Annotated in this window: 22 protein-coding genes; 1 reads left to right on the forward strand and 21 read right to left on the reverse strand. The window is 50.4% G+C overall.

Features of this window, described 5'->3' with window-relative positions; translation table 11 throughout:
• Position 1 precedes the first annotated feature (1 nt).
• From rpsH to rpsJ, 16 genes are all read right to left on the reverse strand, one after another.
• Entirely contained in the window at positions 2-394 is a 393-nt protein-coding gene (rpsH, locus tag ACTJJI_RS19040) for a 30S ribosomal protein S8 (RefSeq protein WP_013099025.1), read from the reverse strand.
• Between the two features lie 33 nt (positions 395-427).
• Complete coding sequence (gene rpsN / locus ACTJJI_RS19045; RefSeq protein WP_013099026.1) at positions 428-733, reverse strand: 30S ribosomal protein S14; 306 nt, start codon at positions 731-733, stop codon at positions 428-430.
• 14 nt (positions 734-747) lie between these two features.
• Complete coding sequence (rplE, locus tag ACTJJI_RS19050) at positions 748-1,287, reverse strand: 50S ribosomal protein L5 (RefSeq protein ID WP_001096202.1); 540 nt, start codon at positions 1,285-1,287, stop codon at positions 748-750.
• A 14-nt stretch (positions 1,288-1,301) separates the two neighbouring features.
• On the reverse strand, positions 1,302-1,616 hold the full coding sequence (rplX, locus tag ACTJJI_RS19055) for a 50S ribosomal protein L24 (protein WP_000729185.1): 315 nt from the start codon (positions 1,614-1,616) through the stop codon (positions 1,302-1,304).
• Positions 1,617-1,626: 10 nt separating this feature from the next.
• A complete protein-coding gene (rplN, locus tag ACTJJI_RS19060) occupies positions 1,627-1,998 on the reverse strand; it encodes a 50S ribosomal protein L14 (protein WP_002919748.1) in 372 nt (123 codons plus the stop codon).
• A 166-nt stretch (positions 1,999-2,164) separates the two neighbouring features.
• Entirely contained in the window at positions 2,165-2,419 is a 255-nt protein-coding gene (gene rpsQ / locus ACTJJI_RS19065; protein WP_008503489.1) for a 30S ribosomal protein S17, read from the reverse strand.
• A complete protein-coding gene (gene rpmC, locus ACTJJI_RS19070; protein WP_013099027.1) occupies positions 2,419-2,610 on the reverse strand; it encodes a 50S ribosomal protein L29 in 192 nt (63 codons plus the stop codon). Before rpmC ends, rpsQ begins: the two co-directional genes overlap by 1 nt.
• Positions 2,610-3,020, reverse strand: coding sequence for a 50S ribosomal protein L16 (rplP, locus tag ACTJJI_RS19075; protein WP_002919759.1), 411 nt, complete (start codon positions 3,018-3,020; stop codon positions 2,610-2,612). Before rplP ends, rpmC begins: the two co-directional genes overlap by 1 nt.
• Before the next feature lie 12 nt (positions 3,021-3,032).
• Positions 3,033-3,734, reverse strand: coding sequence for a 30S ribosomal protein S3 (gene rpsC / locus ACTJJI_RS19080; RefSeq protein WP_000529945.1), 702 nt, complete (start codon positions 3,732-3,734; stop codon positions 3,033-3,035).
• Positions 3,735-3,751: 17 nt separating this feature from the next.
• Positions 3,752-4,084, reverse strand: a complete 333-nt coding sequence (gene rplV, locus ACTJJI_RS19085; protein WP_002919773.1) for a 50S ribosomal protein L22 — start codon at positions 4,082-4,084, stop codon at positions 3,752-3,754.
• 14 nt (positions 4,085-4,098) lie between these two features.
• Positions 4,099-4,377, reverse strand: coding sequence for a 30S ribosomal protein S19 (rpsS, locus tag ACTJJI_RS19090; RefSeq protein ID WP_001138117.1), 279 nt, complete (start codon positions 4,375-4,377; stop codon positions 4,099-4,101).
• 16 nt (positions 4,378-4,393) lie between these two features.
• Positions 4,394-5,215: a 50S ribosomal protein L2 gene (gene rplB, locus ACTJJI_RS19095; RefSeq protein ID WP_000301859.1), complete on the reverse strand. Its 822-nt coding sequence runs from the start codon at positions 5,213-5,215 to the stop codon at positions 4,394-4,396.
• Positions 5,216-5,232: 17 nt separating this feature from the next.
• Positions 5,233-5,535, reverse strand: coding sequence for a 50S ribosomal protein L23 (rplW, locus tag ACTJJI_RS19100; protein WP_000617546.1), 303 nt, complete (start codon positions 5,533-5,535; stop codon positions 5,233-5,235).
• On the reverse strand, positions 5,532-6,137 hold the full coding sequence (gene rplD / locus ACTJJI_RS19105) for a 50S ribosomal protein L4 (RefSeq protein ID WP_000424395.1): 606 nt from the start codon (positions 6,135-6,137) through the stop codon (positions 5,532-5,534). The genes rplW and rplD overlap by 4 nt, the downstream gene beginning before the upstream one ends.
• Before the next feature lie 10 nt (positions 6,138-6,147).
• Complete coding sequence (gene rplC / locus ACTJJI_RS19110) at positions 6,148-6,777, reverse strand: 50S ribosomal protein L3 (RefSeq protein ID WP_003863274.1); 630 nt, start codon at positions 6,775-6,777, stop codon at positions 6,148-6,150.
• A gap of 32 nt (positions 6,778-6,809) precedes the next feature.
• Entirely contained in the window at positions 6,810-7,121 is a 312-nt protein-coding gene (gene rpsJ / locus ACTJJI_RS19115) for a 30S ribosomal protein S10 (RefSeq protein WP_001181005.1), read from the reverse strand.
• A 381-nt stretch (positions 7,122-7,502) separates the two neighbouring features.
• Here rpsJ and ACTJJI_RS19120 point away from each other — a divergent pair, with 381 nt between their 5' ends.
• A complete protein-coding gene (locus ACTJJI_RS19120; protein ID WP_440655208.1) occupies positions 7,503-7,976 on the forward strand; it encodes a prepilin peptidase in 474 nt (157 codons plus the stop codon).
• Here ACTJJI_RS19120 and bfr read toward each other — a convergent pair.
• The 5 genes from bfr to rpsG form a co-directional block, all read right to left on the reverse strand.
• Positions 7,960-8,436, reverse strand: a complete 477-nt coding sequence (gene bfr / locus ACTJJI_RS19125) for a bacterioferritin (protein WP_013099029.1) — start codon at positions 8,434-8,436, stop codon at positions 7,960-7,962. The genes ACTJJI_RS19120 and bfr overlap by 17 nt on opposite strands.
• A gap of 72 nt (positions 8,437-8,508) precedes the next feature.
• Complete coding sequence (bfd, locus tag ACTJJI_RS19130) at positions 8,509-8,703, reverse strand: bacterioferritin-associated ferredoxin (protein ID WP_008503493.1); 195 nt, start codon at positions 8,701-8,703, stop codon at positions 8,509-8,511.
• 178 nt (positions 8,704-8,881) lie between these two features.
• The gene (tuf, locus tag ACTJJI_RS19135) at positions 8,882-10,066 is read right to left on the reverse strand and encodes an elongation factor Tu (protein WP_023326212.1); all 1,185 of its coding nucleotides are present in this window, start codon (positions 10,064-10,066) and stop codon (positions 8,882-8,884) included.
• Between the two features lie 69 nt (positions 10,067-10,135).
• Positions 10,136-12,250, reverse strand: a complete 2,115-nt coding sequence (gene fusA / locus ACTJJI_RS19140) for an elongation factor G (protein WP_013099032.1) — start codon at positions 12,248-12,250, stop codon at positions 10,136-10,138.
• Between the two features lie 96 nt (positions 12,251-12,346).
• Positions 12,347-12,817 (reverse strand): 30S ribosomal protein S7, encoded by a 471-nt coding sequence (gene rpsG, locus ACTJJI_RS19145; RefSeq protein WP_003861706.1) that lies wholly within the window; start codon positions 12,815-12,817, stop codon positions 12,347-12,349.
• Positions 12,818-12,865: the final 48 nt, after the last annotated feature.

Genomic DNA, 12,865 nt, shown 5'->3' on the forward strand with positions numbered 1-12,865 from the left:
ATTAGGCTACGTAGCAGATAATTTCGCCGCCAAGACCAGCCTGGCGCGCTGCACGATCAGTCATAACACCTTTAGAGGTAGAAACAACTGCGATACCCAGACCGGCCATAACTTTTGGCAGCTCATCTTTTTTCTTATAGATGCGCAGACCTGGGCGGCTGACACGCTGAATGCTTTCTACAACAGCTTTACCCTGGAAGTACTTAAGAGTCACTTCCAGTTCCGGCTTGGTGTCGCCTTCAACTTTAAAATCTTCAATAAAACCTTCGTCCTTCAGCACGTTGGCGATTGCCACTTTCAGCTTGGAGGAAGGCATGGTGACCGCAGCTTTATTCGCGGCCTGACCGTTACGGATACGGGTCAGCATATCCGCGATCGGATCTTGCATGCTCATCTGTCTTTACTCCCGTGATTCAATTGGTGACAATTACCAGCTAGCCTTTTTCAAGCCTGGCACTTCACCGCGCATGGCGGCTTCACGCAGCTTAATACGGCTCAACCCGAACTTGCCCACATAACCATGTGGACGACCTGTTTGACGGCAGCGGTTACGCTGACGAGACGGGCTGGAATCACGCGGCAGAGTTTGCAGCTTGAGAACTGCGTTCCAACGATCTTCGTCGGAAGCGTTCACATCAGAGATGATCGCTTTCAGTTCAGCGCGTTTAGCGAAGAATTTATCAGCTAAAGCTACGCGTTTTACTTCGCGTGCTTTCATTGATTGCTTAGCCATTCAGTAACCCTACCTTACTTGCGGAACGGGAAGTCAAAGGCAGCCAGCAGAGCACGGCCTTCTTCGTCAGATTTCGCAGTAGTGGTAATGGTAATATCCAAACCACGCACGCGGTCGACTTTATCGTAGTCGATTTCTGGGAAGATGATCTGCTCACGGACACCCATGCTGTAGTTACCACGACCGTCGAATGACTTAGCGGACAGGCCACGGAAGTCACGGATACGAGGTACAGCAATAGTGATCAGGCGCTCAAAGAACTCCCACATGCGTTCGCCACGCAGAGTTACTTTACAGCCGATCGGATAGCCCTGACGGATTTTGAAGCCTGCAACTGATTTGCGTGCTTTGGTGATCAGCGGTTTTTGACCGGAGATTGCTGTCAGGTCAGCTGCTGCGTTATCCAGCAGTTTCTTGTCAGCGATCGCTTCACCAACACCCATGTTCAGGGTGATCTTCTCGACCCGAGGGACTTGCATGACAGAATTGTAGTTAAACTCAGTCATGAGTTTCTTAACTACTTCGTCTTTGTAGTAATCATGCAGTTTCGCCATCGTACTACTCCAAATTACTTGATAGTTTCGCTGTTAGACTTGAAGAAACGGACTTTTTTGCCGTCTTCGAATCTAAAGCCTACACGGTCAGCCTTGCCGGTTGCCGCATTGAAGATTGCAACGTTAGAAACCTGAATAGCAGCTTCTTTTTCAACGATGCCGCCTGGTTGGTTCAGGGCCGGAACCGGCTTCTGATGTTTCTTAACCAGGTTGATACCTTCAACAATGACCTTGCCGGAAGACAGGACATTTTTTACTTTACCGCGTTTACCTTTATCTTTACCGGTTAACACGATAACTTCGTCATCACGACGGATTTTCGCTGCCATGATTCGCTCCTTAGAGTACTTCTGGTGCCAGAGAGATAATTTTCATGAACTTCTCAGTACGAAGTTCACGAGTTACCGGCCCAAAGATACGCGTGCCGATTGGCTGCTCGCTGTTATTGTTCAAAATAACGCATGCATTACCATCGAAGCGAATGACAGAACCGTCAGGGCGACGAACACCCTTCTTGGTGCGCACCACTACCGCTTTCAGCACATCACCTTTTTTGACCTTACCACGTGGAATTGCTTCTTTGATGGTGATCTTGATGATGTCGCCTACGCCTGCGTAGCGACGGTGCGAGCCACCCAGAACCTTGATACACATTACGCGACGTGCACCGGAGTTGTCGGCGACGTTCAGCATAGTCTGTTCTTGGATCATTTTAGTGCTCCGCTAATGTCAACTACTACCTGAGACTCTAAAATCAGAGCCGTTAAAAAGCCCCATATCGAGGGCGCGGCATTATAACACCGCTTCTGCAATATGGGTAGAAAAAATAAACGGCTCATCGCTGAGCCGTTTATTCGTATTGAGAACGGGTACTGTATTACAGAACCGCTTTCTCTACAACGCGAACCAGCGTCCAGGACTTAGTCTTGGACAGTGGACGGCATTCACGGATTTCAACCTTGTCGCCGATACCACATTCGTTGTTCTCGTCATGTACGTGCAGTTTGGTCGTACGCTTGATGAATTTACCGTAGATCGGGTGTTTCACAATGCGTTCGATAGCAACAACAATGGATTTCTCCATTTTGTCGCTAACAACACGACCTTGCAGAGTACGGATTTTATCGGTCATTACGCACCCGCCTTCTCAGTCAGTAAAGTCTTAACGCGTGCAACATTGCGACGCACTTGCTTCAGCAGGTGGGTCTGTTGCAGCTGGCCACTTGCAGCCTGCATACGCAGGTTGAACTGCTCGCGCAGCAGGTTCAGCAGCTCAGCGTTCAGCTCTTCAACGCTCTTTTCACGCAGCTCTTTTGCTTTCATTACATCACCGTCTTAGTTACAAAGGTGGTTTTGATAGGCAGTTTCGCTGCTGCCAGGCCGAAGGCTTCACGGGCCAGCTCTTCCGGAACACCGTCCATTTCATACAGGACTTTGCCCGGTTGGATCAAGGCAACCCAGTACTCCACGTTACCTTTACCTTTACCCATACGAACTTCCAGCGGCTTCTCGGTGATCGGTTTGTCCGGGAATACACGGATCCAGATCTTACCTTGACGCTTAACTGCACGGGTCATTGCACGACGTGCTGCTTCGATCTGACGTGCAGTCAGACGACCACGGCCAACAGCTTTCAGACCGAAAGTGCCGAAGCTAACATCCGTACCCTGCGCCAGACCACGGTTGCGGCCTTTGTGCACTTTACGGAATTTTGTACGCTTTGGTTGTAACATCAGCGACGCTCCTTATTTACGGCCTTTACGCTGCTGCTTTTTAGGTTGAGCAGCCGGTTTTTCCGGTTGTTCAACAGCAGCCATACCACCCAGGATCTCACCTTTGAAGATCCATACCTTAACGCCGATTACACCGTAAGTGGTGTGCGCTTCAGAGGTGTTGTAGTCGATGTCAGCACGCAGAGTGTGCAGCGGTACGCGACCTTCACGGTACCATTCGGTACGAGCGATTTCCGCGCCGCCCAGACGGCCGCTAACTTCAACTTTGATACCTTTAGCGCCCAGACGCATTGCGTTCTGTACAGCACGCTTCATAGCACGACGGAACATAACACGACGTTCCAGCTGAGAAGTGATGCTGTCAGCAACCAATTTAGCGTCCAGTTCAGGCTTACGAACTTCAGCGATATTGATCTGTGCAGGAACGCCAGCGATATCCGCTACGACCTTGCGCAGTTTTTCTACGTCTTCGCCTTTCTTACCGATAACGATGCCAGGACGAGCAGTGTGAATGGTTACACGGATGCTCTTAGCCGGACGCTCGATAACGATACGAGATACGGACGCTTTAGCCAGTTCCTTAGTCAGGTACTGACGTACTTTAAAATCGCTGTCCAGGTTGTCAGCGAATTCTTTGGTGTTCGCAAACCAGGTAGAGTTCCATGGTTTTACAATACCCAGGCGAATACCATTAGGATGTACTTTCTGACCCATTGCTAGTCTCCAGAGTCTCAGCGATCGGACACAACCACAGTAATGTGGCTGGTGCGCTTCAGGATGCGATCTGCACGACCTTTCGCACGCGGCATAATGCGCTTCATGCTTGGGCCTTCATCTACGAAAATTTTCGCGACTTTCAGATCGTCGATGTCAGCGCCATCGTTGTGTTCAGCGTTAGCAATGGCAGATTCCAGTACTTTCTTGACCAATACCGCAGCTTTCTTGTTGGTATAGGTCAGGATGTCCAGGGCCTGCGACACTTTCTTACCGCGAATCAGGTCAGCAACAAGGCGAACCTTCTGTGCAGAAGAACGAGCATGGCGATGTTGAGCTAAAGTTTCCATCTCTTCCTCCTACCTTATTTCTTCTTCGCTTTTTTATCAGCAGCGTGGCCGCGATAAGTACGAGTCGGTGCGAATTCACCCAGTTTGTGACCAACCATTTCGTCGGTAACAAAGACTGGAACGTGCTGACGACCATTATGGACAGCGATGGTCAAACCGATCATGTTAGGAAAGATCGTTGAACGACGGGACCAAGTGCGCAGGGGCTTCTTGTCTCCGCTTTCCACCGCTTTCTCTACCTTCTTCAGCAAGTGCAGGTCAATAAAAGGACCTTTCTTGAGAGAACGTGGCATGGCTTATCCTCTAAAATTATTTGCTACGGCGACGTACGATAAATTTATCAGTACGCTTGTTGCTGCGGGTCTTCTTACCTTTGGTCTGAACGCCCCACGGAGTTACCGGGTGCTTACCAAAGTTACGACCTTCACCACCACCATGTGGGTGGTCTACTGGGTTCATCGCAGTACCGCGAACGGTAGGACGAACACCACGCCAGCGTGCAGCACCAGCTTTACCCAGAACGCGCAGCATATGCTCAGCATTGCCAACTTCGCCCAGAGTAGCGCGGCAGTCTGCTTCGACTTTACGCATTTCACCAGAACGCAGACGCAGGGTGACATAAGCACCGTCACGCGCAACGATCTGAACGTAAGTACCCGCGGAACGCGCCAGCTGACCGCCTTTACCTGGTTTCATTTCTACGTTATGAACGGTAGAACCAACCGGGATATTGCGCATCGGCAGGGTGTTGCCTGCTTTGATTGCAGCATCAACGCCAGACTGAATCTGGTCGCCAGCTTTCAGGCCTTTAGGGGCCAGGATGTAACGGCGTTCGCCGTCTTTGTACAGAACCAGCGCGATGTTCGCGGAACGGTTCGGATCGTACTCAAGACGCTCAACAACTGCTGGGATACCGTCTTTGTTGCGTTTGAAGTCAACAATACGATAAGCCTGCTTGTGGCCACCACCGATGTGACGAGTGGTGATACGGCCATTGTTGTTACGACCACCGGATTTGCTGTTTTTTTCCAGCAACGGAGCAAAAGGTTTGCCCTTGTGCAGCTCAGGGTTAACCACTTTAACTACGTGGCGACGACCCGGAGATGTCGGTTTACATTTAACAACTGCCATTGTATTACTCCTCCGACTTACTCAGCGCCGCCAACGAAGTCCAGGTTCTGGCCTTCTTTCAGGGTGACGTAAGCTTTTTTCCAGTCGCTACGACGACCGATACGCTGTCCGTGACGTTTAACTTTCCCTTTAACTACCAGGGTGTTAACGACTTCGACTTCGACTTCAAACAGTTTCTGCACAGCAGCTTTGATCTCTGCTTTGGTCGCGTCTTTAGCAACTTTGAGAACGATGGTGTTTGTTTTTTCCATCGCAGTAGACGCTTTTTCAGAAACGTGCGGTGCGCGCAGCACCTTCAGCAGACGTTCTTCACGAATCATGCCAGCATCTCCTCAACTTGCTTAACAGCATCAGCAGTCATTACGACTTTGTCGAAGGCGATCAGGCTAACCGGGTCGATACCAGTCGCGTCGCGTACGTCAACCTTGTGCAGGTTACGCGCGGCCAGGAACAGGTTCTCGTCCAGCTCACCGGTGATGATCAGCACATCTTCCAGAGCCATGTCTTTCAGTTTCTGTGCCAGCAGCTTAGTTTTAGGCGCTTCTACAGAGAACTTCTCGACAACGATCAGACGATCCTGACGTACCAGCTCGGACAGAATGCTTTTCAGCGCGCCGCGGTACATCTTTTTGTTAACTTTTTGACTGTGGTCCTGTGGACGCGCAGCGAAGGTCACGCCACCTGAACGCCAGATCGGGCTCTTAATAGAACCTGAACGCGCACGGCCGGTACCTTTCTGGCGCCATGGCTTTTTGCCAGAACCAGTTACTTCAGCACGAGTCTTCTGAGCACGAGTACCCTGACGAGCACCAGCTGCATAAGCAACAACAACCTGGTGAACCAGCGCTTCGTTGAAATCACGACCGAAGGTAGTTTCGGAAACAGTCAGCGCGCTCTGCGCGTCTTTCAATACTAATTCCATTGCTATCCCCTTACGCCTTCACAGCTGGTTTAACGATCAGGTCGCTACCGGTTGCACCCGGGACCGCACCTTTAACCAGCAGCAGGTTGCGCTCAGCGTCAACACGTACTACGTCCAGGCTCTGAACAGTTACACGTTCGTTGCCCAGCTGACCTGCCATTTTCTTGCCTTTGAACACTTTGCCCGGAGTCTGGTTCTGACCGATAGAACCCGGAACGCGGTGAGACAAGGAGTTACCGTGAGTAGCGTCCTGGGTACGGAAGTTCCAGCGCTTAACGGTACCAGCAAAACCTTTACCTTTAGAGGTACCGGTTACGTCAACTTTTTTAACGTCAGCAAACAGCTCAACGCTAATGTCCTGACCTACGGTGAACTCTTCGCCTTCAGCAAGACGGAATTCCCACAGACCACGGCCAGCTTCAACGCCAGCTTTAGCGAAGTGACCCGCTTCTGGTTTGGTTACACGGTTAGCTTTTTTAGCACCAGTGGTAACCTGAATAGCGCGGTAGCCATCGTTAGCCAGATCTTTAACCTGAGTAACGCGGTTTGCTTCAACTTCGATTACGGTTACTGGGATAGAAACGCCATCTTCAGTGAAGATGCGGGTCATACCCACTTTTTTACCGACTAAACCAATCATTGTTTCAACCTCTCAATCGCTCGATGACCTGATTAACCCAGGCTGATCTGCACGTCTACACCGGCAGCCAGATCCAGACGCATCAGAGCATCAACGGTTTTCTCAGTTGGCTCAACGATGTCAACCAGACGCTTGTGAGTGCGGATTTCGTACTGATCACGCGCGTCTTTGTTAACGTGCGGGGAGATCAGAACGGTGAAGCGCTCTTTGCGGGTCGGCAGCGGGATCGGACCACGGACTTGCGCACCAGTGCGCTTAGCAGTCTCGACGATTTCCGCGGTTGATTGATCGATCAGACGATGATCAAACGCTTTAAGGCGGATACGGATTCTTTGGTTCTGCATGAGACCAGAGCTCCAATTATTTTATAAACGAAAATGATTACTCCTCAAACCCATTACGATTGATGGGAGAGTGTAACCGTTCTTACGTAGCTCCCCAATTGGGAGCATTGTTGAGTAACAAAATGAGTCACTCCGGTTCAGATTGAACCCGCCGTCAATTACGACAAGCCCGCGCATTATACGTAAATCTGGGCAAGACGCAAGTGCCGTTTAGAATTTAAGCGCCAAAGGTGTACCTTGCGTAAGGCCTCGTACTATTTTCTGCAATCCGTCCCCTTTCCTCTGTTCTTATGAAACCATTACGCAATTTCATTTTTTGGCTATTGCCAGGCATTCGTGGTGTGAAGAGTATGCGCTGAAATTCACCTTGAGGTTTCGTTCATGCTTACTCTCCTCCCCTTCCTGCTCATCTATTTTGTTCTCTCAGGTTTACTGGTGCGTGAAGATATTCGCTCAGGCATTCTCCCTGATAAATATCTCTGTCCCCTGTTATGGGCTGGTTTGCTCTATCAACTCTGTCTTCACCCTGATTTTCTGCCTGGCGCAGTGGTCGGGGCAATGGCAGGGTATGTCGGCTTTGCCATGATCTACTGGGGTTATCGGCTCATATTTCGCCGTGAAGGGATGGGCTATGGCGATGTGAAGTACCTTTCGGCACTCGGTGCATGGCATGGTTGGTGCGTGTTGCCCGAACTGGCACTGGTTGCCGCACTATTGGCGCTGCTCTATCTTCTTATGACTTCGTTGTTCAACCCTGCCAGACAGACATTAAAAAACCCACTGCCTTTTGGGCCATTTCTGGCGACAGCGGGTTTATGCGTAGGTTGGCAGACGCTGGTTAATCTTCCACCTTAATCTGCGACTGGAGATAGTTTTGCAGGCCAATTTTACCAATGAGATCCAGCTCGGTTTCCAGCCAGTCGATATGCCCTTCTTCATCGGCCAGAATCTGGATCATCATATCGCGGCTAACGTAGTCATGGACGCTGTCTGCGTAGGCAATAGCTTCGCGAAGGTCTTTTGCGCCTTCAAGCTCAAGTCTGAGATCGGATCGCAGCATCTCTTCCACATCTTCGCCGATACCAAGTTTGCCGAGGTCCTGCAGGTTGGGGATGCCTTCGAGAAATAAAATACGCTCGATATACTTATCGGCATGTTTCATCTCATCGATGGATTCGTGGTATTCGACATCGTTGAGGCGCATAAGGCCCCAGTTCTTAAACATTCTCGCATGGAGAAAATACTGGTTGATTGCGACAAGCTCATTTCCCAATAATTTATTGAGATAACTTATGATTTTAACATCACCTTTCATTATATAGTCCCTCCGCTTCCACTCATTGAAGCGTAGATCGGGCTACAGGGATGTCAAAAAAAAGATGGGCGCTTACGCGATCTCTTTGTATTCCGGGATCTGCATCAGTTCGTCCTGCATAATCTCACGGGCAGCACGTACGCATTTACCGCATTGATTTCCCACTGGAACAAACTTGCGAAGTTGCTGGAAGGACTGTGGCTGAAACTGGCGAACGGCCTGACGTATTTTTTTGTCACTCACACCATTACATAAACAAACGTACATAAAGACTCCCGTTCAAAATATGTGCAAAGTGTAAGTGAGAATGGTTATGATTACAATAGCACAAACGCCAGTATGCGGGGCGGGAGCAAACAAAAAATGCGAAAATTTGTGACAAGTACACACGCTAAGAAAACAAAAAAGGACGCCGAAGCGTCCTTTTTTATTCGGGGATAATTAATTAGCCCAGAACTTTTGCAACAACGCCCGCGCCAACGGTACGGCCGCCTTCACGGATTGCGAAACGCAGACCGTCGTCCATCGCGATTGGGTGGATCAGAGTCACAACCATCTTGATGTTGTCGCCTGGCATTACCATCTCTACGCCTTCTGGCAGTTCGATGGTACCGGTCACGTCAGTTGTACGGAAGTAGAACTGTGGACGGTAGCCTTTGAAGAACGGAGTATGACGGCCGCCTTCGTCTTTGGACAGGATGTACACTTCAGATTCGAACTTGGTGTGTGGCTTGATTGAGCCTGGCTTCGCCAGTACCTGACCACGTTCGATTTCTTCACGTTTGATACCACGCAGCAGAACACCAACGTTCTCACCAGCACGGCCTTCGTCCAGCAGTTTGCGGAACATTTCAACGCCAGTACAGGTAGACTTCGCAGTCTCTTTGATACCAACGATTTCAACTTCTTCACCCACTTTGATGATACCGCGCTCTACACGACCGGTAACAACGGTACCACGACCGGAGATGGAGAATACGTCTTCGATTGGCAGCAGGAATGGCTTGTCAATCGCACGCTCTGGTTCTGGGATGTAAGAATCCAGGAAGCCAGCCAGTTCGATGATTTTCGCTTCCCACTCTGCTTCGCCTTCCAGCGCTTTCAGCGCGGAACCACGAACGATTGGAGTGTCGTCGCCTGGGAAATCGTACTGAGACAGCAGTTCACGAACTTCCATCTCTACCAGTTCCAGCAGCTCTTCGTCATCAACCATGTCACATTTGTTCAGGAACACGATGATGTAAGGAACGCCTACCTGACGACCCAGCAGGATGTGCTCACGAGTCTGAGGCATTGGGCCGTCAGTCGCAGCTACTACCAGGATCGCGCCGTCCATCTGCGCAGCACCGGTGATCATGTTTTTAACATAGTCGGCGTGGCCTGGGCAGTCTACGTGTGCGTAGTGGCGAGTCGGGGTGTCATATTCAACGTGAGAGGTGTTGATGGTGATACCACGAGCTTTTTCTTCTGGTGCGTTATCGATCTGGTCGAATGCACGAGCAGAACCACCGTAGGTTTTAGCCAGAACGGTAGTGATTGCAGCAGTCAGGGTAGTTTTACCATGGTCAACGTGGCCGATAGTACCAACGTTGACGTGCGGTTTTGTACGTTCAAATTTTTCTTTAGACACGGCTATATTCCTTACTATAGTGCTCTCCCCTCAGGAGAGAGCACGGGACTTAGGTTTTAATCCTGTGGATTACTTACCACGGGCTTCAATAACGGCCTGAGCAACGTTGTTAGGCGCATCATCATACTTCAGGAATTCCATGGTGTATGATGCACGACCTTTGGTCAGAGAACGCAGCTGAGTTGCATATCCGAACATTTCAGACAGCGGAACTTCAGCATGGATCTTAACGCCAGTTACTTCGGATTCCTGACCGCGCAGCATACCGCGACGACGGCTCAAGTCACCGATAACGTCACCGGTGTTCTCTTCAGGAGTTTCTACTTCAACCTTCATGATTGGCTCAAGCAGAACTGGTTTTGCTTTCTTAAAGCCTTCTTTAAAGGCAATAGACGCAGCCAGTTTAAACGCCAGTTCAGAGGAGTCAACGTCGTGGTAAGAACCGAAGTGCAGACGGATACCCATGTCAACAACCGGATAGCCAGCCAGAGGGCCCGCTTTCAGCTGTTCCTGGATGCCTTTATCAACGGCAGGGATGTATTCGCCAGGAATTACACCACCTTTGATGTCGTTGATGAACTCGTAACCTTTCGGGTTAGAGCCCGGCTCCAGTGGGTACATGTCGATCACAACGTGACCGTACTGACCGCGACCACCAGACTGCTTAGCGTGTTTACCTTCAATATCGGTAACTTTCGCGCGAATCGCTTCGCGGTAAGCAACCTGAGGTTTACCCACGTTCGCTTCAACGTTGAATTCGCGTTTCATACGGTCAACGATGATGTCCAGGTGCAGTTCACCCATACCTGCGATGATGGTCTGGTTAGATTCTTCATCAGTCCATACGCGGAATGATGGGTCTTCTTTCGCCAGACGGCCCAGAGCCAGACCCATTTTTTCCTGGTCAGCTTTGGTTTTTGGTTCAACCGCGATGGAGATTACCGGCTCAGGGAATTCCATACGCTCCAGAATGATCGGGTGATCCGGGTCACACAGGGTGTCACCAGTGGTCACGTCTTTCAGACCGATAGCTGCAGCGATGTCGCCCGCACGAACTTCTTTGATCTCTTCACGTTTGTTAGCGTGCATCTGTACGATACGGCCAAAACGTTCACGCGCCGCTTTCACGGAGTTCAGGATGGTGTCACCGGAGTTAACCACACCAGAGTATACGCGGAAGAAGGTCAGGTTACCCACGAATGGGTCGGTAGCAATTTTGAACGCCAGTGCAGAGAACGGCTCGTCGTCGCTTGCGTGACGCTCAGCCGGAGTATCTTTACCGTCGTCCAGGATGCCGTTGATCGCAGGAACGTCAACCGGGGATGGCAGGTAGTCAACTACCGCATCCAGCATCGCCTGAACACCTTTGTTCTTGAACGCAGAACCACAGGTTACCAGGATGATTTCGTTGTTCAGAACACGCTGACGCAGAGCTTTTTTGATCTCTTCTTCAGTCAGTTCTTCACCACCCAGGTATTTCTCCATCAGCTCTTCAGAAGCTTCAGCAGCGGATTCGATCAGGTTCTGGTGCCATTCGTCAGCCAGGTCCTGCATCTCAGCCGGGATATCTTCGTATTCGAAGGTAACGCCCTGGTCTGCATCGTTCCAGTTGATGGCTTTCATTTTCACCAGGTCGATAACGCCGGTGAAGCCTTCTTCAGCACCAATTGCCAGCTGCAGCGGAACAGGGTTCGCGCCCAGACGGGTTTTGATCTGACCAACAACTTTCAGGAAGTTAGCACCCATACGGTCCATTTTGTTAACGAACGCGATGCGTGGAACTTTATATTTGTTCGCCTGACGCCATACGGTTTCAGACTGTGGCTGAACACCACCAACTGCGCAATAAACCATTACCGCGCCGTCAAGAACACGCATGGAACGTTCTACTTCGATGGTGAAGTCAACGTGCCCTGGGGTGTCGATGATGTTTACGCGATGCGGTTCGTACTGCTTAGCCATACCTGACCAGAATGCAGTAGTCGCTGCGGAGGTGATAGTAATACCACGCTCCTGCTCCTGTTCCATCCAGTCCATGGTGGCTGCGCCGTCATGAACTTCACCGATTTTGTGGTTTACACCGGTGTAGAACAGAATACGTTCGGTAGTAGTGGTCTTACCGGCGTCGATGTGCGCACTGATACCGATGTTACGGTAGCGTGCGATGGGTGTTGTACGAGCCATTTGATTCCTCGTTTGTTTCTTTAGGCGTTCAGTTAAGTAACCCAGAGCGGGCGGCTTCTCTGAAGCGCCCGCCTGGTGACTAATACTCCGAAGGGATTACCAACGGTAGTGTGCGAACGCCTTGTTGGCTTCTGCCATACGGTGAACGTCTTCACGTTTCTTAACTGCAGTACCTTTGTTTTCTGCAGCATCAGAAAGTTCGTTCGCCAGACGCAGAGCCATGGATTTATCACCGCGTTTACGAGCAGCTTCAACGATCCAACGCATTGCCAGGGCATTACGACGAACCGGACGAACTTCAACTGGAACCTGATAAGTAGAACCACCAACGCGGCGGGACTTAACTTCTACAGTTGGGCGAACGTTGTCGAGAGCGACTTCGAAAGCTTCCAGTTCATTTTTACCAGAACGCTGAGCCAGGGTCTCCAGCGCGCTGTATACGATTGCTTCTGCAGTAGATTTTTTACCATCTACCATCAGGATATTTACAAATTTTGCCAGCAGTTCTGATCCGAATTTCGGATCTGGAAGAATTTTACGCTGACCAATGACGCGACGACGTGGCATGGGAATACTCCGTTGTTAATTCAGGATTGTCCAAAACTCTACGAGTTT

Origin of the sequence: Enterobacter sp. 22466 (assembly GCF_052044775.1) — a bacterium.
GTDB classification, from domain to species: Bacteria; Pseudomonadota; Gammaproteobacteria; order Enterobacterales; family Enterobacteriaceae; genus Enterobacter; species Enterobacter dissolvens.

Excerpts from the sequence above, each read along its gene's own strand:
- ACTJJI_RS19120 (WP_440655208.1), top strand. The coding sequence starts at position 7,503 with ATGCTTACTCTCCTCCCCTTCCTGCTCATCTATTTTGTTCTCTCAGGT.
- rpsN (WP_013099026.1), bottom strand. The coding sequence starts at position 733 with ATGGCTAAGCAATCAATGAAAGCACGCGAAGTAAAACGCGTAGCTTTA.
- rpsG (WP_003861706.1), bottom strand. The coding sequence starts at position 12,817 with ATGCCACGTCGTCGCGTCATTGGTCAGCGTAAAATTCTTCCAGATCCG.
- rplP (WP_002919759.1), bottom strand. The coding sequence starts at position 3,020 with ATGTTACAACCAAAGCGTACAAAATTCCGTAAAGTGCACAAAGGCCGC.
- rplE (WP_001096202.1), bottom strand. The coding sequence starts at position 1,287 with ATGGCGAAACTGCATGATTACTACAAAGACGAAGTAGTTAAGAAACTC.
- rplC (WP_003863274.1), bottom strand. The coding sequence starts at position 6,777 with ATGATTGGTTTAGTCGGTAAAAAAGTGGGTATGACCCGCATCTTCACT.
- rpsH (WP_013099025.1), bottom strand. The coding sequence starts at position 394 with ATGAGCATGCAAGATCCGATCGCGGATATGCTGACCCGTATCCGTAAC.
- rpsQ (WP_008503489.1), bottom strand. The coding sequence starts at position 2,419 with ATGACCGATAAAATCCGTACTCTGCAAGGTCGTGTTGTTAGCGACAAA.
- rpsC (WP_000529945.1), bottom strand. The coding sequence starts at position 3,734 with ATGGGTCAGAAAGTACATCCTAATGGTATTCGCCTGGGTATTGTAAAA.
- rplX (WP_000729185.1), bottom strand. The coding sequence starts at position 1,616 with ATGGCAGCGAAAATCCGTCGTGATGACGAAGTTATCGTGTTAACCGGT.
- rplW (WP_000617546.1), bottom strand. The coding sequence starts at position 5,535 with ATGATTCGTGAAGAACGTCTGCTGAAGGTGCTGCGCGCACCGCACGTT.
- rplB (WP_000301859.1), bottom strand. The coding sequence starts at position 5,215 with ATGGCAGTTGTTAAATGTAAACCGACATCTCCGGGTCGTCGCCACGTA.
- bfr (WP_013099029.1), bottom strand. The coding sequence starts at position 8,436 with ATGAAAGGTGATGTTAAAATCATAAGTTATCTCAATAAATTATTGGGA.
- rplD (WP_000424395.1), bottom strand. The coding sequence starts at position 6,137 with ATGGAATTAGTATTGAAAGACGCGCAGAGCGCGCTGACTGTTTCCGAA.
- bfd (WP_008503493.1), bottom strand. The coding sequence starts at position 8,703 with ATGTACGTTTGTTTATGTAATGGTGTGAGTGACAAAAAAATACGTCAG.
- fusA (WP_013099032.1), bottom strand. The coding sequence starts at position 12,250 with ATGGCTCGTACAACACCCATCGCACGCTACCGTAACATCGGTATCAGT.
- rplV (WP_002919773.1), bottom strand. The coding sequence starts at position 4,084 with ATGGAAACTTTAGCTCAACATCGCCATGCTCGTTCTTCTGCACAGAAG.
- rpmC (WP_013099027.1), bottom strand. The coding sequence starts at position 2,610 with ATGAAAGCAAAAGAGCTGCGTGAAAAGAGCGTTGAAGAGCTGAACGCT.
- rplN (WP_002919748.1), bottom strand. The coding sequence starts at position 1,998 with ATGATCCAAGAACAGACTATGCTGAACGTCGCCGACAACTCCGGTGCA.
- rpsJ (WP_001181005.1), bottom strand. The coding sequence starts at position 7,121 with ATGCAGAACCAAAGAATCCGTATCCGCCTTAAAGCGTTTGATCATCGT.
- rpsS (WP_001138117.1), bottom strand. The coding sequence starts at position 4,377 with ATGCCACGTTCTCTCAAGAAAGGTCCTTTTATTGACCTGCACTTGCTG.